This window comes from Halorubrum sp. SP9 (assembly GCF_005435015.1).
GTDB lineage: Archaea > Halobacteriota > Halobacteria > Halobacteriales > Haloferacaceae > Halorubrum > Halorubrum sodomense.
Genome location: NZ_SGXU01000042.1, coordinates 1 through 20414 on the forward strand (window position 1 = coordinate 1; position 20414 = coordinate 20414).

Here is a 20414-nt window from a genome sequence, read left to right on the forward strand (position 1 = left end):
GCTCGCGAACCAGTAGCCGACCGCGAGCAGCCCGAAGAGGAACCAGGGGTCCGCGAGGTGGGTGACGGCCGCGAAGAGGACGACGACGAACTCCGGGAGCGCGTCGACGAACGCGGTCTCGCCGAGGCCGCGCTCGGCGCCGACGAGCCCGGTCACGCGTCGACCGCCTCGGGAGCCGTCGCCGGCGCGGAGGTTCCCGTCGGTCCGAGCGGTGCCGACGCGGAGGTCGCCGCGTTAGTCATCGCCGCGGCGGCGGGCGTAGTCGAGCGCCTTGCCGGGCGTCTCGATCAGGTTGAGGCCGATGCCGACGACGACGAAGATCGTGTACAGGCCGAGCGTCGACAGCCCGAGGACGACGATGGCGCCGACCGCGTAGATCCCGTCGAGCGAGGTCAGCGCGGCGAGCGTCAGCACGGTCCCGTACAGCAGCACGAGGTACGGCCCCCAGCCGCGGGCGTGGCCGCGGCGCATCCGCGATCGGACGTACCGCTTCAGCTCCGACTCGACCTCCGGCTTGTCGACCGTGCGGCGTTCCACGTCGCCTTCGAACTCCTCGAGCTGTGACCGCAGCTCCCGGACCTCCGCTTCGAGGGCGGCGACGTCCGGCGCGCCCCGCGGCCGTTCGTCGTCCCCCTCGTCGCGGTCCGACTCGCCGTTCATACCCGTGGGTCGGCCGCGGTCCTGTTGTAACTGCCGGTCTGCGGCGTCGTCCCGGGAACCGACCACGCCGGCGCTTCCCCCGTCCCGAGTGTCGTCGGCGCCGTCGTCGGGAGCGTCGACCCGTCCCGCGAACACCACGTTGACGACGCCGCCGAGGACGACGACGACGGCCGCGAGGTACAGCCACGTGACCAGGAGCAAGATCCCGCCGATGACGCCGTACACCTGATACTGCGCGGCGCCCGCGGCGTACACCTGAAACCCCGCCTGGAGCAGCGTCCAGCAGACCGCCGCGAACACCGCGCCCGGGAGGGCATCGCGGACGGTGAGCGTCGGCTGCGGGAGGAGGTAGTACATAGGGAGGAAGACCGCGGCGAGGAACGCGGGCAACGCGAGGACGCTCGCCGTCTCGACCAGCGGGACCGCGTCCGCGGCCGCGACGAACGCGCCGACGACGACCATCACGCCGATACCGACGCCGACGGCGACGACGACGGACGCGGCGTCGGCGACCTGCCTGAGGAATCCGGGCGTCTCGTCGCCGCCGTACAGGGAGACGAAGGCGGTGTCGAGCCCGCGGAACACCTTCAGCGTCGACCAGAGCAGCACGCCGAGGCCGAGCAGGCTCGCGCCGGTCCGGCCGCCGGCCGAGGAGACCGCGGCGACGACCGCCTCCTCGCCGGCCGGCGTGAGGAACTCCCCGGTCGACGCGACCAGCTCGGCGGCGATCGTCTCGCCGAAGACGGCGGTCGCGACGACGACGAGCAGCAGGAGCGCGGGGACGAGCGAAACGAACGCGTAGTAGGCGATGGCGGCGGCGAGAAACGTCACCTGTCGGTCGATCGCGAGGTCTGCGACGCGCCGAACCGTGCCGAACGCGGAACGCGAGTGTCGGAGCACGCTCCGCGGTTCGGTCGATGAGGACAAAAACCGGTCGGGTACGGAGACGGAAGGAAACGCCCTCAGCTCGCGTCGTCGCCGAGGACCGCCTCGCGCATCTCGGGGACCGACGCCGTGCTCTTCACCGCGGTCCCGCGGTAGTGCGCGCGGCTGGCCTCGTGACCGGCGCCGCGCAGGCGCTCGACGAACTCGTCCATCCCGATCGCGGGCTCGCCCCACTCCTTGTACAGGCGGTGTTGGTCGTAGTGCGTCGGCGTGTCGAGTTCGCGCGCGACGGTCCCGAGCAGCTTGCGGGCGCGCTTCGCCTCGCCCATGTCGTCCGTCACCTCGCGGCGGACCGCGCGCGCGAAGTCGGGGTCCGCGATCGGACCGAGCCAGATCGGGCCCGCCGTGAGGACGCGGTCGCTCCCGCACTCCGGGCAGGCGTCGACCGGGTCGGCGATGTGCCCGCGCGTCGCCGCGCGCCAGAGGCAGTCCTCGCAGCCGTCGACGTGGCCTACGGCCTCGAGGCAGTCGTCGGCCGCGCGGGCGCCCGACTCCAGTTCGAGGTAGGTCCGCGCGTAGTGACGGGAGACGTGCGAGAGGATCGGCGTCGCCGCCTTGTCGTAGCGCGCGGCGGTCCGGACGAGCGCCGAGATCAGCGTTCGAAGCCCCATCTCCGGGTGGTAATCCGTGTTGCGTGGGACCGCGCCGTACTTCCGGATCCCGCTGTTGAGGTGGGCGCCACACAGCGGCGCGGTGTCGGTGGCGGTGACGCAGACCAGGTTTCGGCCGTTCGCGAACGCCGCGTCCGCGAAGGGGATCGGCGTGCCGTACGGGTCGAGATCGACCACGTCGAACGGCCCCTCGTCGTACAGCAGGGCGTTGACGTCGCGGTGGACCGCCTCGCCGTCGAGGCCGTTGGCGTCGAGGTTCGAAGCGGCGAGCTCGACCGCGTCCGCGTCGACGTCGGCGCAGGTGACCTGATACCCCTCCGCGGCGGCGCGGACGCCCCGGATCCCCGAGGCCGCCATCGCGTCGAGGTACGAGGCCGCGCGCGGCTCGCGGTCGCGGTAGGCGCGCAGCGTCGCGACCGTCACGTCGCGGTTCAGCTCCTGGGTCGGGTTGAAGAAGACGCCGCCGCCGGTGCCCTCGCTGGCGCCGTCGCGGGCCTCCGGGACGGAGACGGTGAGTCCGCCCTCCTCGATGTCCATACCGCCGATTCGGCTATCCGAACTAAAAGGGCCTCGCTCCCGAACACCGACGAACCGAGACACGGTCGAGCGCGGCCGTCGACGGCGACGACAATGAGAGGCTTTTACGCCGCGAGCCCGATATAAAAGTATGAACGGAGAAGCCACGCAACAGCGACGTGACGCGGCCGACGCCGAGACGGAGGGACGACGATGGTGAGTCCGGCGCGGATCGACGGAGCCACCGACATCGCGTACGGCGCACTGATCGCGCTCTCGATCGTGCTCATCGCGACGCTTCAAGTGAGTAACGTGGGGATCGCGTTCGGGGTCGGCGTGTTCGCCTCCTACGTGGTCCACGTCGTCTGGAAGATGGCGCGGTTCGACCCGGACTGGATGACCCGCGAGGTCGCAGACCAGGTCGGCAAACAGGTCGAGGAGAGCGTCGGCGAGACCGTCGACAAAGAGGTGGAAAAGAGCGTCGGCGAAACGGTCAGCAAGGAGGTCGAGAAGACCGTCGAGGAAACCGTCGGCGAGCAGGTGAGCAAGGAAGTCGAAAAGAGCGTCGGCGAGACCGTCAACAAGGAGGTCAGCGGGGTCGCCGACGACGTCAGCAACACCGTCAGCGAAGAAGTAACGGGGAAAGTCGAGGAGACCGTCGGCGAGACGGTCGAGAAGACCGTTGAGGAAAAAGTCGGTGAAACCGTTGAGGAAAAAGTCGGAGAAACCGTCGAGGAAAAAGTCGGTGAAACCGTCGAGGAGACCGTGGAGGAGACAGTCGGCGAGACGGTCGAGAAGACCGTTGAGGAGACCGTCGAGAAGACAGTCGGTGAGAAAGTGGAAGAGACGGTCGAGGAGACGGTGGAAGAGACGGTCGAGGAGACAGTCGGCGAGAAAGTTGAGGAGACGGTCGAGGAGACAGTCGGCGAGAAAGTTGAGGAGACGGTCAGCGAGACGGTGGAGGAGGCGGTCGACGAGAAAGTAGACGAAAAGGTCGAAGAAACCGTTACGGGGCAGGGCAACGGCGCGGACGGACGAGAGTCGTGAACCGCTTCGGGGCGCTCGCCTCGTTCCCTCTGTAGACGCAGTTGCGTCGAGTGGCGTATCCGCACTCGGCCGGAGACCGTCGGCTTCCGTCTGCTCAGCCGATGGCTGGATCGACTGAGGCCGATCGTCGGTGACCGCCTCGGCCTCGTCGAGCTGCGCGGAGAAGTCGTCCGAGTCGGTTGCTGCGGCGACCCCCAGACGAGAACCAACTGTGGGCGGTGCGGTCGCTCGGGGTCGAAAAAGAATTGAAAGGGGCGTCGATGTTCGTTACTCGTTCCCGAACATCTGGCGCATCATCGGATGCATCTCCATCAGCTGCTCTTCGGCGATCTCCTCGTACAGCTTGTACGTGATAGAGACGGCCAGCAGCAGCCCGGTCCCGGAGACGCCGCCGATAGTGCCGAGCAGGTTCGCCATCACGGCGAGGAACCCGACGAGGGCGCCGCCGATGACGGTCACCTGCGGGATGTACCGCTCCATCACCTTCTCGACGACCTGCGGGTTCCGGCGGAATCCGGGGATCTGCATCCCGGAGTTCTGGATCTGTTTCGCGGTCGCCTCCGGCCCCATACCGGTGGTTTCGACCCAGAAGATCGCGAAGATGGCGCCGCCGACGATCATGAACGTGAGGTCGACACCGAGCCGGACCGCGATCATCCACGGCTCGACCGAGGCCGGGATCTCCCCAAGGAACCACATCCACTGGCTGCGGCTCTGGATGGGGTTCAGGTAGTAGAACAGCCCGGAGATGGGCTGGCCCTGCGCGCTGTACTCGCCCAGGAACGCCGGCATCCCCGCCCACTGCGAGGAGAGGATCTGACCGAGGAACTGGATGTTCGCCTGCAGCGCGCGAACGAGGATCATCGGCAGGACGGACGCGTAGATGAGCTTCACCGGGAAGCGTCCGCGAGCGCCTTTCACGCGGGCGTGCGACAGCGGGATCTCGACGCGGACCGACTCCGCGTACACGACGATCCCGAAGATGAACACCGTGGTGAAAAGCGCCAGAATGTTCCCGGGATCGAAGAGTAGGTTCTGGAGCCCCTCCGCGGTAAACGGCGACATCGACGCCGGCACGCTACCGACGATGACGCCGTACCAGCTCGCGAAGAAGCCGGACGCGCCGAGCGCGGAGAAGCTGAAGAAGCCGCCGACGATCTGCTGGCTCACCGACGCGATGATGAACAGCCCGACGCCGGAGCCGACCCCCCACTTGCTCACGATCTCGTCCATGAACAGGATGAGGATACCGCCGACGAATATCTGCGCGAATATCAACAGCTGGACGCCGAAGGTGCCGATCCCGAGCGCGCTCGCGACCGCGTCGTCGGCCGGAAGGAAGCTACCGGTGAACACCATCGGCGCCGCCGTCAGGGCGGCGATGATGATGACGAGGAGCTTCTGGAGGCCCTGATAGAGGACCTGGTCGCGCGGGTCGTTCTCCGTGTCGAGCCCGAGGAGGTTCGCACCGCCCAACAGCTGGAGGACGATGGACGCCGTGACGATCGGTCCGATACCGACCTGTAACAGCGACCCGGACGACCCGGCGAGCACCGACCGGAACTGCCCGAAGAAGTCAGAGCCCTGACCGACGGCCAACCCGAACGGGTTGATGTTGGTCAGGAAGAAGTAGACGATCAGGATTCCGGCCGTCCACGTGAGCTTCCGTCTGAACGGGACGTGTCCCGCGGGCCGCTCCACGACGGGCATCCGCGAGAGCACCGGTTCGGCGGCCTCCTTCCAGCTCATATTACGCCTCGTCGTTCTCGTCGTCTGAAGTGTTTTCCGGTTCGTCAGCGGCGTCTTCGGCGCGCTCGGAGAGCGTCGCCTCGCCGCCGGCCTCCTCGATGAGCTCGACCGCACCGGCCGTGAACGCGTCGGCCGTGACGCGGAGCTCGCGACGGACCTGTCCGCCGCCGAGCACCTTCACGACGTCCGCCTCGTGGCCGTCCTCCACGACGTCGCGCGCGTCGAAGACGTACGCGTCGCCGTCGGCCTCGGCGAGGCCGTCCGCGGCGTACAGCGCCGCGTCCTCGTCGAGCTTCTGTACCTTCACCTCGAGGACCTCCGTCTGGGCGTCCTCGGGACGCTTGAACCCGTGCTTGCCGAGCGGGCCGTAGTTGTGGTACTCGTGTTTCGCGCGACCGGCCGCGCCGCGGCCGCCGCGGTGCCCGGCGCCGCGCCGGTTCTTGTGCGTGCCGCCGCCGTGCGTCCGAGAGCCGCGCTGTCGTCGTTTCTTGCTCGTCATCGCATGGCCTCCAGGAGACTGTCGATCTCCTCGGTGGTGTGTTTCCCGAGTTCGCCGCCCTCGATCACGGGGTGTTTAATTCCCTCGTGACCGCCGCGGGGCGCGTGGAGCCGCAGCGTCGGCGAGAGACCCTGATCGCGCAGGGTCGTCTCCTCGTCGACGAGCGCCTCGGCCAGCGCCTCCAGACCGGCGTAGTCGGTGTTGTCGTCGATCCACTCGTCGTCGATGTCGGCCGAGCCGTCCAGGGGCTCGCCGCGCAGCGAGACGGTCCGCGCGACGGCCTCGACGCTCGGTTCCCCGAACGCGACGACGTCGTTGACCTTCGTGATCATGCCGCGGTACGACTCCGTCTCGGGGACGAACGTCGCGTGGTTGACGCGCCCGACGTTCAGCATGTCGAGCGTGTCCTCGACGCCGTACTCGAGGTTGACGTCGCCGCGGAGCTGAACGATCGCCTGCATCACTCGCTCACCTCGTCGTAGTGGACTTCGCGGGCGTGCTGCGGAGTGCGGGACTGCGCCGCGTTCTCCAAGGCGTTGAACGTCGCCTTCGCGAGGTTCACCGTCGTACGGGTGTTGCCGTCGGAGTTCGTCCAGGCGTCCTCGACGCCGGCGAGCTCCAGGATGTTGCGGACCGTCTCCGCCGCCGCGAGGCCCAGCCCCTGCGGAGCGGGCTTGATCTCGACGGTGACGGAGCCGGCCTTCCCCGTCGCCGTGCGAGTCAGGGAGTTGGTGCCGCCCGGCTGGTCCTCCCACGAACCCGAGCCGCGGTCGACCGAGATGACGTTCAGCTTCGCAACGTCGATCGCCTTCTGGATCGCGCCGCCGACCTGGTCGTCGCGGGCCTGCGCGTAGCCGAGGTAGCCGTCGCGGTTGCCCACGGCGACCACGCAGCGGAACTTCACGCGGCGGCCGGAGTCGGTCATGCGCTGGACCATGTTGATGTCCAGCACCTCGTCTTCGAGCCCCGGAAGGAGCTGGTCGACGATCTCCGCCTCCTTCAGCGGGAGCCCGGAGTTGAGCGCCTGTTCCATCGACGTGACGTCGCCGTCCTGTACCTTGCGGCCGAGTCGCGTCCGCGGTTCCCAGCCGTCGTTGTGTCTACTCATGGTCCTCCTGGATTGTCGCGAGCACGTCGTCGAAGTGCTCGGGTAGCTCGCTGGCGTCGAACTCGCCGCTGTACAGCGGCTCGTCGAGCTGCTCGGCGTAGTCGGCGATATGCTCGCCGCGCGTGCGTGACCAGTCGGCCAGCACGTCGTCGTTGTGCGGGATCTCGAGCCCCGCGTCGATCGCTCCTTCCTGTACCGCGAACGTCTTGTTGCCGGGCGTCGCCGTGTTGAGCCCGATGTCGAGGACGGCCTCGTCGAGGCCGGCGTCGACTGCGCGGGCGCCCGCGAGGAAGCCGGTGAGGTACGCGCTGGGGAGGTTGCCCGTGGGGGCGTCCCAGCCGTACTCGCCGAGCTCCTCGCTGGAGGCGGCCGCGTGGGTCTCGTCGCCGTCCGATCCGGGGGTCACCAGCTGCGCCCTGACGTGAGCGTTGCTCACCCGAGCGACCAGGCGAGGCTTGCCCGATTTCAGCAGGCGCAACCTCTGATGGTAATCCGTCCGGACCTCGCGGCGGCGCCGCATCGGCACCTTGTATCGTGGTCCTGTCGCCATTAGTCCGTCACCTCGTAACCGTACTGCGTCCGAATGTACGCCTCGAGACGGGCGACGTCCTCGAAGTTTCCGCCGCTCGCCTTGTTGTAGAGCGTGCGGTACTCGGAGGCGTCGAGCACGTCTTCCTCGTCGCGAAGCTCCTTCAGGCGCGCCCGCTGCGCGCGGATGCGCGCCTTCCAGTCGTCCTTCGTGTCCTGCCGCGCGCCGGAACGGCCCTTGCGGGAGCCGGCGCCGGACTGGTGTCCGTACGAGCGCTTGTCGGCGCGCTCGCGGGCGCGACCGCGCGAGTTCGTCTTCTCGTCTTTCGCGCGGATCGTTCCCTGTTCGATGAGTTCGCGGACGTCCTCGCGGGTGATCGCGTCCGCGATCTCCTCCTGTGCGTCGGGGTCGAGCCAGACGCGGCCCTTGCCGACGTCGAGCTCGTCCGCCGCGAGCCGTTTCTGCGCTTTCAGGTCACTCATCGTCGACCTCCACTTCGACGTAGGTCGGGTTCAGCACGCGGATCTCGCGCTCCTCCGCCTCGTCTTCGATCAGTTCGCGCTTGCGACCGCCGACCTTCGAGGCGATACGCACCGCCTGCGTGTCGCCGTCGACGCCCTCGAGGTCGTCCGTGTTGTGAACGCGGACCTCCTCGAAGCCGCTCGGGTGCAGGTCGCGCGATGCCGTCGGCGAGCGGAAGCCGGCCTCGACGACCGGGCCCTTCGCCTTCATGCGGCGTCGCTGCTTGGAGAGCCCGCCGCGCGGCTTGCGCCACGACGTCGGGATCCGCTTTTTCTTGTGGTAGTCCTGCCGGTTGAACTGCGGTTTCCCCTCGCGGTGCTTCTGCGCGAGCGCGCGAGCGGTCTCGTCGTCCAGTTCCGGCGTCTTGTCGGCGTGCCCGCGGGGGCGAAGCTCCGTCTCGACGGTCTCGTCGGCGTCGGCCTCGTCGGCCTCCTCCTCGTCCGTCTCGTCTTCGATCTCCGCGTCCGCCTCCTCGTCGACCTCCAGCCCGCCGACGTCGGCCTTGATACGCGCTGCGAGCGCGTTGCCGACGCCGTCGACCTCGGAGAGCTCCGACTGGGAGGCGGCCTTCACGTCCTCGACCGTCTCGTAGCCGGCCTCGCGAAGCGCGTCCGCCTTCGAGGGACCGACACCGCTGATGTCTTCCAGTTCGTCTGCCATCGGTTAGGCACCTCCGGTGGGCTTCTCGACGATGTACACGCCGTCCTGGAAGACGCGCGTGTCCTTGTCGGTCACCTTCGTCAGCTGTTCGATGTCGGCGGCGGTCTGCCCGACGGCCTCCTTGTCGGAGCCCGAGAGCGTGACCGTCTCGCCGTCGATCTGTACGTCCGTGTCTCCGCGGATCGGAGTGCGCCGCGCGGCGCTCTCTCCGAGGAAGTTCTCGATGACGACCTCGTCGCCCTCCACGGTCACTTGCATCGGGAAGTGGGCGTAGTACACCTCCATCGCGTACTCCCAGCCCTCGGTGACGCCGTGGATCATGTTGGCGACGTGGCTCTCGAAGGTGCCGACCGTGGCGTTGGTCTTCGCGTCCTCGTTGTCGGCGGTGATGACCACCGCGCCGTCCTCGACCGCAACGTCGACGTCGGGGTACCAGAGGCGTCGCGTGACGCTTCCGTTAGGCCCTTCGACGGTGAGTTCGAGGTGGTCGGTCTCGGCGGAGACGTCGTCCGGAATCTCGATTTCGACTCTGTTCATTGTTAGTAGACGTATGCGATCACTTGGCCGCCGATGCCCTCCTCGCGGGCCTCGTAGTGGCTCATGACGCCGTGGCTCGTCGTGACGATGAGCGTCCCGTAGTCGCGGGCGGGGAGGTACCGCTTCTCCCACTTCTCGAACTCGTCTGCGCCCGCCGAGTAGCGGGGCTTGACGGCGCCACACTCGTTGATCGCGCCTTTCAGTTCGACCTCGAACTTCCCGGCCTTCCCGTCGTCGACGTACTCGAAGCCGTCGACGTACCCGCGGTCGTAGAGGACCTCGAGGACGGAGCCGATGATGTTCGAAGCGGGCTCTACCGTGTACGACAGGTGGCCAACGCTCTCGGCGTTGTCCATGCCGGCGAGCGCGTTGGTGAATGGATCGTTTCCCGTCATGATCAGCTGTACTTCTCGAATCCCATGTCTCGGGCGACCTCGCGGAAGCACTGCCGGCAGAGGTTGATGTCGTACTTGCCGACGAGTCCCTGCTCGCGGTCGCACCGCCGGCACGTGTGCCGGGAGTCGGTGCGCTTCGCGGCGTGCTCGCCCGTGTCGTTGTTCGCTTCGCTCATTCGGTTACCTCGACGTCGAAGTTCGTTTCGAGGAACGCGGCCGCGTCCTCGGCTGTCATCCGGTGGCGGGCGGGGATGGTCCCCGTCGCCTTGTCGCGTTTCGAGACGCGGTAGCCGGGACGGACGATCGTCGTCGTCACGTCGAGGCCGTAGATCCCGGTGTTGGGGTCGTACTCCTGGCTCGGGAAGTCGGTGTGGTCCTCGACCCCGAAGCTGAGGTTACCCGTGTCGTCGAACTGGCTCCGGCCGATCTCGACCAGCTCCAGCGCGGTCTCGAGGAACGCGTGCGCGTCCTCGCCCCGCAGCGTCACCTTGACGCCGATCGGGTCGCCCTTGCGGATCCCGAACTCGGCGATGGTGCGCTTCGAGGTGGTCCGGACCGACTGCTGGCCCGTGATCTCCTCGATGATCTCCTCGGCGTCGGCGAGGGGTTCACCGCCCTGCCCGACGCCCATGTGGACGACGACCTTCTCGAGGTACGGCTCGCGCATCTCGTGGTCGGCGCTCTCGGCTTCACTCATCGGAACCACCCGCCTCGTCGGCGTCGTCGTCGGTGAAGTTCTCGTCGATGACGACGACGTACTCCTCGACCGTCTCGTAGCCGCCGTCCTCGCTGGCGACGGTCACGGTGTTGTCGCCGGAGCCGAGCGTCACGTCGATGTCGTCGACCTCGCCGATCTGCCCGGCGTGCTGGCCGGCGACGGCGGTGACGAGGGCGCCCTCCTCGTACTCGAAGTGGGCGACGATCTCCTTCGTCTCGGTGTCGACGACGATCGAGTCGTTCGTGTCGTAGCCCGCGTCGTCGTCGACGCGGACGTTCGTCCCGTCGTGGAGCGTCAGCTGGACGACCCCGCCGGGGACGACGGTCTTGTTCGTGATCTTCCCGAGCCGGCTGCCCGCGGCCTCCTCGTCGACGGGCGTCAGCGCGAGCCGACCGCCCTCGTCGGGGAAGACGCGGAAGTACTCCCCGCGCTCGGGGAACGCCAGGATGTCGAACATCCCGATCGGACGCTGTTCGTCCGAGACCGCGTCCCCGTTGACGAGGATCGAGTCGTTGTTCAGCGCGTAGCGCGCCTCCTTCGTCGAGTCGACGTAGCCGAGCACGTCCCGCAGCAGGACGACGAGCGGAACGCCCGCCTCGCCGTGCGGGCCCGCGCCCGCCTTCACGGTGAACGTGTCCGTCTTGCGCTCGACCGGCCAGGAGTTCGGTACCGACAGTCGCTTCTGGTGTCGCGTCATTCGTTGTCCTCCCGGAGCCGCGCCTCCCGGCGCTCGTCCTCGAGGTCCAGTTCGGTCACCCGGACGTTGCTCGCCGGGAGGGGGCGGGGAACTTCCTCCCCGTCCGCCTTCTCGACGGTGACGTCCTCGACCGTGATCCGCTCGGCGGACAGGTCGACGGAGACGACCTCCGCCTCCGTCCCGGCCGCGTCGCCGCGAAGCACCTCGACGGTGTCGCCGGCGTTGACGCGGACGTTCCGCTGCCCGTACTCCTCGCGGAGGTCGTCGGTGAGGGTGGCCCGGACCTGATTCTGCCGCTCGTGGAGCGGCGCGGTCTCCGACCGTTTTCGCTGTTTGCGTGGCTGTTTCGTCATAGTTAGACGATCATCGTCGCGGTCGAGGCGATGCTCCCGAACCGTTCGGCGACCTCGCGGGCGACGGGGCCTTTGATCTCCGTGCCCCGCGGCTCCTCGAGGTCGTCGATGATGACGGCCGCGTTGTCCTCGAACTTCACGCGCGTGCCGTCCGGACGGCGGATCGGCTTGCGCTGGCGGACGACGACCGCCTCCAGCACCTGCCGCCGCATCTCCGGCGTCCCCTTGGTGACCGAGACGGTCACCTTGTCGCCGATCCCTGCCTTCGGGTGACGGTTCTTCGTGCCGGAGTAGCCCGACACGGAGATGACCTTCAGCTCACGGGCGCCGGTGTTGTCGGCGCACGTGATGAGCGAGCCCTTCGAGAGCCCCTGCGTGACGTCGGCCTTGAGCGCCTCCATCACCCATCACCCAGGATCTCGACGACGACGTGGGACTTCGTCTTCGAGAGCGGTCGCGTCTCCGCGATTGTCACTTCGTCACCGACTTCGAGCGAGTCGAGCACGCCCGGCACGTGGGCCGGGATGCGCGAGCGACGCTTCATGTACCGATCGTATTTCGGTACGAACACGTCGTACTCTCGCTCGACGATGACGGTCTTTGCCATATCCGTCGACACGACCGTCCCCTCGCGGGTCTGGCCGCGGACGGAGAGCTGCCCGTAGAACGGGCACTTCTCGTAGTCGTAATCCTCCGGGTTGTCTGGCTCCGGAGGCGTGGGTACGTCGATTCCTATCGCCATTGTGTGGCACCTCGTTCGGTGCGTTCGGCGGGCCGATGTCGCAACCGATCGCCATCCACCGTCGCGTAGACCGCGTCTTTGCACTCGCCTCGTCGGCTCGCCGGACCCGCGCCGTCACCGTCGACGACGCTTTCGGACCCGGACGGGCCAGACTGACGGGGGCGGACCCCCGTAGTATCCGACCCGAGTTGGGACGCGGACCCCGGCGACTGGTCGTCGCCGGCGGCTTCATCTGTGCGAGCGGTCGGCGTCTCGACGACGCCGAACTCGAACGTCGCGCCCGACTTGGGCACGCGCTTGTCCCCCGACGCCGTCCGGACCACGAGGGTGCCGAACGTCTCGTCGAGCACGCGACCGGCGACGCCAACGCGGGCGTCGCTGTCGGCGTCGACCACCCGAACCGGGAGGCCGACGAGCTCGTGTCGAACGATGTTGTCGGGGGCGATCATCTCACTGGTCCTCGTCGTCGAAGTCGCCTTCTTCCGTCTGGATCGTCTTGATCCGCGCGATCGTCTTCTTCAGCTCGTTGACGCGGCCCGGGCTCTCCGGCATGCCGCCGGCCGCCCGCTGCGCCTTCGAGTTGAGCAGCTCGGTCTCGAGCTCCTCGAGTTCGACCCGTCGCTCCGCCGCGGTCATGTCGCGGATCTCGTCGGTGTAGAGGATCGCCATATTACTCGTCCTCCTCGTCTTCCTCGTCGGCCGCCTCCATCTCCGCGACGAGGTCGGCCGCCTCGGACTCGATCTCCTCGTCGAGTTCGTCGAGCTCGTCGGCGTCGACGTCCTCGTCGACCGGTTCCTCCGCCGCGACGTCGGTCGCCTCGGCGGCCGTCCCCTGCGTCTCCTCGACGACCTCTTCGACGACCTCCTCGTCGATGACCTCCGCGGGGTCCTCGTCGGGCACGTCGACGTCGTCGTCGGCGTCCGGGACCTCGTCGGGCTCCTCCTCGAGGAGCGACTCGACGCCCTCGTCGGCGTCGGCGTCGACCGCCGCCTGCTCGACCTCCGGCACCTCGGCGTCCTCGCGGACCTCGAAGTCGTCGGGGAGGGTCGCGCCCGGCGGGATGATCTTCACGTTGACGCCGATCGTCCCGAGCTTCATGACGGCGACGCCCTGGCCGTGGTCGACGACCTCCTCGGCGGGCTCGCCGTTGTGCTTGATGTAGCCGCGGTTGAACTTCTCGACGCGCGAGCGCGCGCCGGTGACCTTGCCGGATAAGACGATCTCGGCGCCGAGCGCGCCCGCGTCCATGATCCGGTCGATCGTGGTGTGGCCGGCCTTCCGGAAGTACCAGCCGCGCTCGAGGGCGTTCGCGAGACGGTCCGCGACGATCTGGGCGTTCAGGTCGGGCTCGTCGACCTCCTGAACGTCGATCTGCGGGTCGTCCATGTCGAAGCGCTCCTCGAGCTCGGTGGTGATCTTGCGGATGTTCTTCCCGCCCTTCCCGATCACCATGCCGGGCTTTTCGGCCTTCAAGACGATCTGCGTGCCCATCGGCGTCTGGGCGACGTCCATCCCGCCGTAGCCGGCGCGGCCGAGCTCGTCCGCGAAGAACTCGTTGATCTGGGAACGGCGCAGGCCGTCCTCGATGAATTGGTGTTCGTCAGCCATTAGTTGTCAGCCTCCGGCTCCTCGATGATCAGTTCGACGTCCGCGAGCGTGGTGTTCCACTCGGTCGCGCCCGCGGCGCGCGGGTTCCGACCGGGTCGTTCGCCGACCTTGTGGGGGGCGACGTGTTTGATAACCATCTCGTCGCCGTCGAACCCCTGCTCGGTCGCGTTGTTCTTGACGTTCTCCAAGAGCTTGAGGAAGTCCTTGGCGGCCTTCTCGGGGTACCGGCCCGCGTCCCAGCCGTCGATGTCGGAGCGGTGGCCCGCGCCGGCGTTGTGCTGGCGCATCGGCACCGAGGTCTCCTCGTCGATGACCTCCCGGAGGAACTCCTCGGCGTCGGCGACCGTCTCGCCTTTGATCTCTCGGGAGATCTCCTTGCTGTCCTTCACGCTGATGGGCCGATCGCGGAGCATCCCCTTGGCGGTGGTCTCCGGGTCGGCCTCGACGCTGTAGTTGATTCCCATGGGTTACTTGAGGGGCACGAACTTCGAGGACCGGGTCGCGCCGATGCCGGCCTGACCGTGTTCGACGGTGCTTCGCGTGAGGTGGAACTCACCGAGGTAATGCCCGATCATCTCGGGCTCGACCTGAACGCGCTCGAAGCTGTGTCCGTTGTACACGGAGAAGGTGACGCCGACGAACTCCGGCAGGATCGGCATGTCGCGCAGATGCGTCCGGATCGGGTCGTCCGCCGTCGTCTCCTTGTCGCGGCTCCGGGCCGTCTCCAGCAGCTTCTGCTGTTCGGTGCCCAGTCCGCGAACGATGGTTCGCCGCTGGCGTGCGGGGAGCAGTTCCGCGACCTCGTCTACGTCCATCTCCTGCAGCTCGTCGAGCGAGTGACCGCGGTAGGCGAACTCCTCGTCCTCGCGGCCGGTTCGGTAATCTGAACTCATTTGTTGCCACCTCGTCCGGTTCGCTTGGATGCGATGTCACCGACCTTGCGTCCCGGCGGGGCGTCCCGCGAGACGGACTTCGGCTGGCCGGGGTGTTGGCGACCACCGCCGCCGAAGGGGTGGTCGACGGCGTTCATCGCGACGCCGCGCACGCGCGGGTATTTGGTGCCGCGCGCCTTCATCTTGTGGTGCTTGTTACCGGCCTTGACGAAGGGCTTCTCCGTCCGGCCGCCGCCCGCGACGACGCCGATCGTGGCGCGGCACTGGGGGTCGAGCCGCTTCACTTCGCCGCTGGGGAGCTGAACGACCGCGACGTCGCGGTCGTGGGTGAGCAGCGTCGCGGACACGCCGGAGGCGCGCGCGAACTTCCCGCCGTCCCCGCGGTTGCTCTCGACGTTACACACCGGGACGCCCTCGGGGATCTCCGCCAGCGGGAGCGTGTTGCCCGGCTTGATCTCCGCCGAGACGCCGACCTGAATCGTCTCGCCCACGCGAACGCCTTCCGGCGCGAGCACGAGGCGACGGTCGTCGTCCTCGAACTCGATCTCCGCGAGCGGAGCCGAGCGAGCGGGGTCGTGTTCGATCCCGACGATCTCGCCGGTGATCGTGTCCACGTCTTCGAGCTTCTTGTGCGACAGTTCAGCCTTGTAACGGTGGGAGGGGGCCCGGAACGTCGGGCCGCCGCGTCCGCGCCGTTGTCCTTGAATTCGTCGTCCCATCTTAGAACACCCCGATGCGCGAGGCGATTTCGGTCGCGTCGTCGTCCGCGGAGAGGGTGACGATCGCCTTCTTCTCGCCCTGCGGCGTCACCTGCGTGTTCACGTCCACGACGCCCACGTCGTAGCGGTCGGCGACCTCGGACTCGATCTCCGGTTTGGTCGCGTCCACGTCGACGAGGAACAGCAGCTTGTTGTTGAAGTCCATCTCGTTCATCGCCTGTTCGGTGACGATCGGATGCTCGATGATCGAGTTCATCGGTCCGCCACCTCCTCGACGGCGCTTTCGGTCCACAGCGTGAGTCGGCCCGGGTGCGCGCCCGGCGCGAGGTCTTCCGCGTTGACCTCGCCCGCGGTCGCGACGTCGACGCCCGCGAGGTTACGGGCGGCGCGGGACGGCTCCTCGCTGGTGACGACGAGGACGGACTTCGGCTGGCGGTACTTGCGGCCGCGGGCCTTCCCCTGTCCGGCGCGGACGGAACGGCCCTCCTCGGAGCGCTCGATGTCGGCGTCGACGCCGACCGCTTCGAGCACGCCAAGGGCCTCCTGCGTCTTCTCGAGGGACTCGAACTCGTCGCTCACGACGAGCGGGAGGTCGAGGTCCTCGTCGAACGCGTGGCCGCGCTCGGCGACGAGCTCGGCGTCGGTCGTGGCCGCGATGGCCGACCGGATGGCGAGCTGTCGCTCCTTGTCGTTCAGTTTCTTCGTCTGGTCCTTCTCGGCCTTCGGCGGGTGCGCGGCGCGGCCCGACACGGCGTGCGGGACGCGACGGGCGACGTTCTCGGAACGGGGCACGTGCGCGAGCCCGCGGCCGGAGCCGAACGACTCGGCGGGCGTCCGCAGCCCGGCGAACTCGTCGGCCCCGTAGGCCTGCTTCCGGTTTGCCTGGGCGGCGCCGACCGCGCGACCGATGAGGTCCGGTCGGAACGCGGTGTCGAAGACGGCCGGCAGCTCGACGCTGCCCGCCTCGTCGCCGTCCAGGTCGTGTACTGTTGCGTTCATTGGTTATCCCTGGTTGGATTCGGTGGAAACGTACCGGACCTCGGGGTCGAGGCGCGGCTGGTCGTTCGGCCGGATGGCCGGGCGGAGTCGCAGCAGGCGCTGGTCCGGTCCGGGCAGCGAGCCCTTGATGAGCGCGTACTCGCCGTCGACCTCGCCGTAGTTGACGAAGCCGCCGTCGACGGAGGCGTCGTCGCCCTCGCCGAAGTCGATGAGGCGCTTGTTGAGCTCGGTGCGCTGGTGGTAGCCGGTCTGCCCCTGCTGGGGCACGGTGGAGCGGACGCGGGAGGGGTTCCACGGACCGAGGTTGCCGATCCGGCGCCGCCATCCCTGGCGGGCGTGTTTGCCCTTCCGCTTCTGAACGCCCCAGCGCTTGACGGGACCCTGCGTCCCCTTCCCCTTCGTGATGCCGGAGACGTCGGTGTACTGGCCGGCGCGGAAGACGTCGCCGAACTCGTGGGCGCCGCCTTCGGCGACCAGGTCCAGCGCGAAGTCGGCGCGCTCCTCTAAGGAGCCGCCGCCGACGCGCGTCTCCATGACGTCGGGCTTCTTCTTGGGGACGTTCGCGAGGTCCGAGGGGGCCGTGTGCGTGATGACGCGCACGTCGTCGACGACGTCGTCGTCGAGCAGCGCGCGCAGCTCGTCGGCGTCCTCCTCGAATGTTTCTTCGGCCGGGAGGTCGAGCGCGCGGTCGAGCTCCTCGTGGAACTCGGTCGCCCAGACCTCTTCGACCGGCTTCTGTCCGTACGGCGTGTCCTCGTAGGCTCGGACTGCGACGGCGTACATCTGCGGCGTCTCGACGACGGTGACGGGGACGGCCTCTTCCATCCCTTCACGCGGCGAGTTCGCCTCGTCGTTGACCATCATGACGTGGGTCATCCCGGCCTTGTAGCCGGCGAATCCCTGTAGCGCAGGGGCCCCGTCGTCGTCTGGCCACGAACGGATGCGCGGCACCTCGCTGTCTGCGCGGGTGCGCGGGCCGTAGCCCAGCGAGCCTTTTCGTGGTCGGCTTGGTTGTGGCATGTGTTTACTCCGTGAGTGTGAGCGAGCCGAGGGTCGCGAACAGAGCCTCCTCCGTCCGGACGACCTCGCTCGCCTGTGCCGGGATCGTGTTCAACCAGAGGTCGAACCCCGGATCGGGTTCGACCGAGCGGCCGTCGACGACGGCCGCCCGAATGCGGTCGGGCGAAAGCCCGAGCATCTCCGGAAGCCCCCGCTCGGGCGCCCCGAAGGCGACGGTGTAACCGCCGGCCTCGCGGGCGTCCGAGACGAGGTCGCCGAGCCGCGAGACGGAGAGCGATTCTCCGTGTCGCGACGTCGCGACGGCCAGTCCGTCGCCGGCGAGCGCTTCCGACAGGTCCGCGGCCACGACCTGGAAACCCTCCTCGGGCTTCCCGGCGATGCGGGCGCGGACCGGTTCTCTCGAAGAGACCCTGATGGTGACGCGCTCCCCCTGCTCGACCTCCATTCCGGAGGGGACGAGCAGGGAGATCGGGTGTTCCCGCAGCGGGGAATTGACCCGGACGCGGCCTTCAGGTCCGACCTCGGTCACGAGTCCCTGTGTTTTCGACTCTCCCCCGCTAGGGGTCGAGCCGGTCCGCCACGGCACGCGGAGCGGGGGGAGCACGCCGACGTACCGGAGCTCGTCGCGCTGCCCCCAGAGGTCCTTCCGGAGCTCCGGCGGCGTCGCGGCGTACCCCAGCACGGTGCGGACGTACTCCCCGCCCCGTCGGCCGTCGCCTTCCCGGTCGGGGAAGACGACGAGCCGATCCGCCCGGAACACCGCCGCCGCACGGGCGACGTAGCCGAGTTTGCGAGTCGCCTCGCGGTCGTCCTCGGCCTCCCGGACGACCGAAGACGGAACACATATCGTGAGTCCGTCTTCGGTACGCATCGTGGCGAGACTGTACCCCTCGATTCCGGACGCCACCGTAAAAGGATAGCGGTCCCGATTTTCGGCTGTGCCGCGTTCACACGGGGTCTGGCGGCCGAATCGCCCCACAGATCCGAGCGAACCATTCGCACGGATCGCTCTCGGGGCACCGAACTCTCACGCCGGAACGATCCGCGCGACCGGCGCGTCGACCGCGTCAACCGCGACGTAGAGGTGACCGGTGGTCGGCTCGACCGCGACCGCGCGCATCCGCCAGTCCCGGCCGTCGAGCAGCGGGCTGCGCTCGGTCACGGTCGCGTCGAGGCCGTCGCCGTCGACCGTGAACCGCCCGAGGTACTGCGCCGCGAGCGTGCCCGCGAACAGGTCGCCGCGCCACTCCGGGAACGCGTCGCCGTCGTAGAAGACGGCGCCGCTCGGCGGGAAGCCGCCGGAGCCGCAGGGCCAGTAGTGGACCGGCGCGATCACGTCGTCGCGTTCGTCGTGGCCCGGCGCGACGGGGTCGTCCGTCCCGTAGCGGCACGCCTCGCTCGCGATCGGCCAGCCGTAGTTGCCGCCGCGCTCGACGACGTTGATCTCGTCGCCGTCGCGCTCGCCGTGCTCGCACTGCCAGAGCGCGTCTGTCTCGTGTCGCACCGCCATCGCCTGCGGGTTGCGGTGGCCGTAGCTGTAGAGCGCGTCCGCAGCGTCGGGGTCGTCGACGAACGGGTTGTCCGGGTGGGCGTCGCCGTCCGGGGTCAGGCGGAGGGTCGCGCCCAGCTCGTTCGACCGATCCTGCGAGACGTGGTCCGGCCCGAAGTCGGTGTCGCGCCGGTCGCCGACCGTGACGAACAGCGCGCCGTCGGGGCCGAACGTCGCCCGCGACCCGAAGTGGAGGTTCGTGTCGCGGAACGGCTCGGCCGCGAAGATCGCCTCGAAGTCGTCGAGTGCGGGCGCGTCGTCGTCGAGCGAGAGCCGACCGACGCCGACGTGGGTCGTCGCGCCGTCCGCGCCGTCGCCGGCGGGCGAGTCCGCCGCGGCCGCCGAGTAGGTGAGGTAGGCGCGCGCGTCGTCGGGGTAGTCGGGGTGGACCGCGACGTCGAGCAGCCCGCCCTGTCCCTCGGCGAACACTTCGGGTGCGCCCGCGACGTCCTCGACCGTCCCGTCCGCGGGGTCGAGGAGCGAGAGCCGTCCGGGGCGCTCGGTGACGAGCAGGCGGCCGTCGTCGGGCAGGAAGGCGAGCCCCCACGGGTTCTCGAACCCCCCGGCGACGGTCTCGACCGCGTAGTCGACGTCGCCGCCGTCGTCGGGCGGGGCGTCGACGGGGTCGTCGGTCCCGTCGCCGCCAGTGTTGCCGAGACAGCCCGAAAGGGTCGGGAGGGCGGTCGTTCCGGCGAGGCCGCCAGCCGCGCGGAGGGCGGTGCGTCTGTCGATGCGGTCGGGGAAGTCGGCCATCGTTCGAGTTCGGGTCTACATGCGGACGCGGCACCGATGACCCTTCCGCCGACCGTCGTTCGGAACCCTTATATCTCCGACCCGGGCTACGATCGAATGCGAAGCACGCACCGGTAGTGTAGTGGTATCACGCAACCTTGCCATGGTTGCAACCCGAGTTCAAATCTCGGCCGGTGCATTTCTCGAACGTAGTGAGAGAAATCTCCGCGAGATTTGAACGCTATCAGTCACGCGCAGCGAACGGCGAGCGAAGCGAGCCGTGAGCGAGCACGTCTGATTCTGAGTTCAAATCTCGGCCGGTACATTTTGCGAACGAAGTGAGCAAAATCACCGAGAGAGATTCGGACGTTATCAGCTATTTATAAACAGACGGCGGACCGGCGACGAACACCTCCAAAGCCCCAGGCGCGAGGACTCGCGCGACTCGCTGCGGTCCTCACTCGGTCGCTACCGCTCCCTCGTTCCGGTCCTTGCGTCGTCGTGCTTCGTCCTCGCGACTGCCCCTTTGAGTCCCGCCCCGCACCGCACAGCACCTCACGCCTCCCCAGCCTCGTCGCGGCCGCTTAAAAGCGGCCGCGACTCCC

At 68.4% G+C, this 20414-nt stretch carries 29 protein-coding genes, 1 tRNA gene and 1 pseudogene; 2 read left to right on the top strand and 29 right to left on the bottom strand.

The features are described from left to right. From EXE45_RS21370 to EXE45_RS14865, 3 genes and pseudogenes are all read right to left on the bottom strand, one after another. A pseudogene (locus EXE45_RS21370) lies at positions 1-156 on the bottom strand (phosphoesterase); the annotation flags it as partial. Positions 157-234: 78 nt separating this feature from the next. Beyond that, on the bottom strand, positions 235-1560 hold the full coding sequence (locus EXE45_RS14860) for a YihY/virulence factor BrkB family protein (protein ID WP_092919907.1): 1326 nt from the start codon (positions 1558-1560) through the stop codon (positions 235-237). Between the two features lie 62 nt (positions 1561-1622). After that, entirely contained in the window at positions 1623-2753 is a 1131-nt protein-coding gene (locus EXE45_RS14865; RefSeq protein WP_092919906.1) for a tRNA (guanine(26)-N(2))-dimethyltransferase, read from the bottom strand. Between the two features lie 192 nt (positions 2754-2945). Between EXE45_RS14865 and EXE45_RS14870 the strand changes: the two genes are divergently transcribed. Then, a complete protein-coding gene (locus EXE45_RS14870; protein WP_092919905.1) occupies positions 2946-3779 on the top strand; it encodes a hypothetical protein in 834 nt (277 codons plus the stop codon). Between the two features lie 267 nt (positions 3780-4046). Here the strand turns inward: EXE45_RS14870 and secY are convergent, their stop codons facing one another. From secY to EXE45_RS15000, 26 genes are all read right to left on the bottom strand, one after another. Next, positions 4047-5528, bottom strand: a complete 1482-nt coding sequence (secY, locus tag EXE45_RS14875) for a preprotein translocase subunit SecY (protein ID WP_137694779.1) — start codon at positions 5526-5528, stop codon at positions 4047-4049. Position 5529: 1 nt separating this feature from the next. Continuing rightward, positions 5530-6027 (bottom strand): uL15m family ribosomal protein, encoded by a 498-nt coding sequence (locus tag EXE45_RS14880; RefSeq protein WP_092919903.1) that lies wholly within the window; start codon positions 6025-6027, stop codon positions 5530-5532. Continuing rightward, complete coding sequence (locus EXE45_RS14885) at positions 6024-6488, bottom strand: 50S ribosomal protein L30 (protein ID WP_137694780.1); 465 nt, start codon at positions 6486-6488, stop codon at positions 6024-6026. The genes EXE45_RS14880 and EXE45_RS14885 overlap by 4 nt, the downstream gene beginning before the upstream one ends. Next, on the bottom strand, positions 6488-7135 hold the full coding sequence (locus tag EXE45_RS14890; protein ID WP_092919901.1) for a 30S ribosomal protein S5: 648 nt from the start codon (positions 7133-7135) through the stop codon (positions 6488-6490). The genes EXE45_RS14885 and EXE45_RS14890 overlap by 1 nt, the downstream gene beginning before the upstream one ends. Beyond that, a complete protein-coding gene (locus EXE45_RS14895; protein WP_092919900.1) occupies positions 7128-7685 on the bottom strand; it encodes a 50S ribosomal protein L18 in 558 nt (185 codons plus the stop codon). The genes EXE45_RS14890 and EXE45_RS14895 overlap by 8 nt, the downstream gene beginning before the upstream one ends. Next, positions 7685-8146, bottom strand: a complete 462-nt coding sequence (locus tag EXE45_RS14900) for a 50S ribosomal protein L19e (RefSeq protein ID WP_137694781.1) — start codon at positions 8144-8146, stop codon at positions 7685-7687. Before EXE45_RS14900 ends, EXE45_RS14895 begins: the two co-directional genes overlap by 1 nt. Continuing rightward, on the bottom strand, positions 8139-8846 hold the full coding sequence (locus EXE45_RS14905; RefSeq protein ID WP_092919898.1) for a 50S ribosomal protein L32e: 708 nt from the start codon (positions 8844-8846) through the stop codon (positions 8139-8141). Before EXE45_RS14905 ends, EXE45_RS14900 begins: the two co-directional genes overlap by 8 nt. A gap of 3 nt (positions 8847-8849) precedes the next feature. Next, positions 8850-9383, bottom strand: coding sequence for a 50S ribosomal protein L6 (locus EXE45_RS14910; protein ID WP_092919897.1), 534 nt, complete (start codon positions 9381-9383; stop codon positions 8850-8852). Between the two features lie 2 nt (positions 9384-9385). Then, a complete protein-coding gene (locus EXE45_RS14915; protein WP_004047215.1) occupies positions 9386-9778 on the bottom strand; it encodes a 30S ribosomal protein S8 in 393 nt (130 codons plus the stop codon). Positions 9779-9780: 2 nt separating this feature from the next. Next, entirely contained in the window at positions 9781-9954 is a 174-nt protein-coding gene (locus EXE45_RS14920) for a 30S ribosomal protein S14 (protein WP_004597423.1), read from the bottom strand. After that, on the bottom strand, positions 9951-10475 hold the full coding sequence (locus EXE45_RS14925) for a 50S ribosomal protein L5 (protein ID WP_092920474.1): 525 nt from the start codon (positions 10473-10475) through the stop codon (positions 9951-9953). Before EXE45_RS14925 ends, EXE45_RS14920 begins: the two co-directional genes overlap by 4 nt. Continuing rightward, positions 10468-11193: a 30S ribosomal protein S4e gene (locus EXE45_RS14930; RefSeq protein ID WP_092919896.1), complete on the bottom strand. Its 726-nt coding sequence runs from the start codon at positions 11191-11193 to the stop codon at positions 10468-10470. Before EXE45_RS14930 ends, EXE45_RS14925 begins: the two co-directional genes overlap by 8 nt. Next, positions 11190-11546 carry a 50S ribosomal protein L24 gene (rplX, locus tag EXE45_RS14935; RefSeq protein WP_092919895.1) on the bottom strand — a complete coding sequence of 119 codons (357 nt, stop codon included), beginning with the start codon at positions 11544-11546 and terminating at the stop codon, positions 11190-11192. The genes EXE45_RS14930 and rplX overlap by 4 nt, the downstream gene beginning before the upstream one ends. A 2-nt stretch (positions 11547-11548) precedes the next feature. Further along, the gene (locus EXE45_RS14940) at positions 11549-11947 is read right to left on the bottom strand and encodes a 50S ribosomal protein L14 (RefSeq protein WP_004597429.1); all 399 of its coding nucleotides are present in this window, start codon (positions 11945-11947) and stop codon (positions 11549-11551) included. Beyond that, positions 11947-12288, bottom strand: a complete 342-nt coding sequence (locus EXE45_RS14945; protein ID WP_092919894.1) for a 30S ribosomal protein S17 — start codon at positions 12286-12288, stop codon at positions 11947-11949. Before EXE45_RS14945 ends, EXE45_RS14940 begins: the two co-directional genes overlap by 1 nt. After that, positions 12279-12737 carry a ribonuclease P protein component 1 gene (locus tag EXE45_RS14950; RefSeq protein ID WP_092919892.1) on the bottom strand — a complete coding sequence of 153 codons (459 nt, stop codon included), beginning with the start codon at positions 12735-12737 and terminating at the stop codon, positions 12279-12281. The genes EXE45_RS14945 and EXE45_RS14950 overlap by 10 nt, the downstream gene beginning before the upstream one ends. Position 12738: 1 nt before the next feature. Next, positions 12739-12957: a 50S ribosomal protein L29 gene (gene rpmC, locus EXE45_RS14955; protein ID WP_092919890.1), complete on the bottom strand. Its 219-nt coding sequence runs from the start codon at positions 12955-12957 to the stop codon at positions 12739-12741. 1 nt (position 12958) lies between these two features. Continuing rightward, the gene (locus tag EXE45_RS14960; protein ID WP_092919888.1) at positions 12959-13897 is read right to left on the bottom strand and encodes a 30S ribosomal protein S3; all 939 of its coding nucleotides are present in this window, start codon (positions 13895-13897) and stop codon (positions 12959-12961) included. After that, entirely contained in the window at positions 13897-14361 is a 465-nt protein-coding gene (locus EXE45_RS14965; protein WP_092919886.1) for a 50S ribosomal protein L22, read from the bottom strand. Before EXE45_RS14965 ends, EXE45_RS14960 begins: the two co-directional genes overlap by 1 nt. A gap of 3 nt (positions 14362-14364) precedes the next feature. After that, positions 14365-14790: a 30S ribosomal protein S19 gene (locus EXE45_RS14970; RefSeq protein ID WP_092919884.1), complete on the bottom strand. Its 426-nt coding sequence runs from the start codon at positions 14788-14790 to the stop codon at positions 14365-14367. Further along, complete coding sequence (locus EXE45_RS14975) at positions 14787-15509, bottom strand: 50S ribosomal protein L2 (protein ID WP_004047227.1); 723 nt, start codon at positions 15507-15509, stop codon at positions 14787-14789. The genes EXE45_RS14970 and EXE45_RS14975 overlap by 4 nt, the downstream gene beginning before the upstream one ends. 1 nt (position 15510) lies before the next feature. Beyond that, on the bottom strand, positions 15511-15765 hold the full coding sequence (locus tag EXE45_RS14980) for a 50S ribosomal protein L23 (RefSeq protein ID WP_092919882.1): 255 nt from the start codon (positions 15763-15765) through the stop codon (positions 15511-15513). Continuing rightward, complete coding sequence (gene rpl4p, locus EXE45_RS14985) at positions 15762-16508, bottom strand: 50S ribosomal protein L4 (RefSeq protein WP_137694782.1); 747 nt, start codon at positions 16506-16508, stop codon at positions 15762-15764. Before rpl4p ends, EXE45_RS14980 begins: the two co-directional genes overlap by 4 nt. Before the next feature lie 3 nt (positions 16509-16511). Next, entirely contained in the window at positions 16512-17528 is a 1017-nt protein-coding gene (locus EXE45_RS14990) for a 50S ribosomal protein L3 (protein WP_096394487.1), read from the bottom strand. 4 nt (positions 17529-17532) lie between these two features. Further along, positions 17533-18399, bottom strand: a complete 867-nt coding sequence (locus tag EXE45_RS14995; RefSeq protein WP_137694784.1) for a putative RNA uridine N3 methyltransferase — start codon at positions 18397-18399, stop codon at positions 17533-17535. 156 nt (positions 18400-18555) lie between these two features. Then, positions 18556-19830, bottom strand: a complete 1275-nt coding sequence (locus EXE45_RS15000; protein ID WP_137694783.1) for a PQQ-dependent sugar dehydrogenase — start codon at positions 19828-19830, stop codon at positions 18556-18558. A gap of 107 nt (positions 19831-19937) precedes the next feature. Here EXE45_RS15000 and EXE45_RS15005 point away from each other — a divergent pair. Beyond that, a tRNA-Gly gene (locus tag EXE45_RS15005) sits at positions 19938-20008 on the top strand. The last annotated feature ends 406 nt before the right edge of the window (positions 20009-20414 follow it).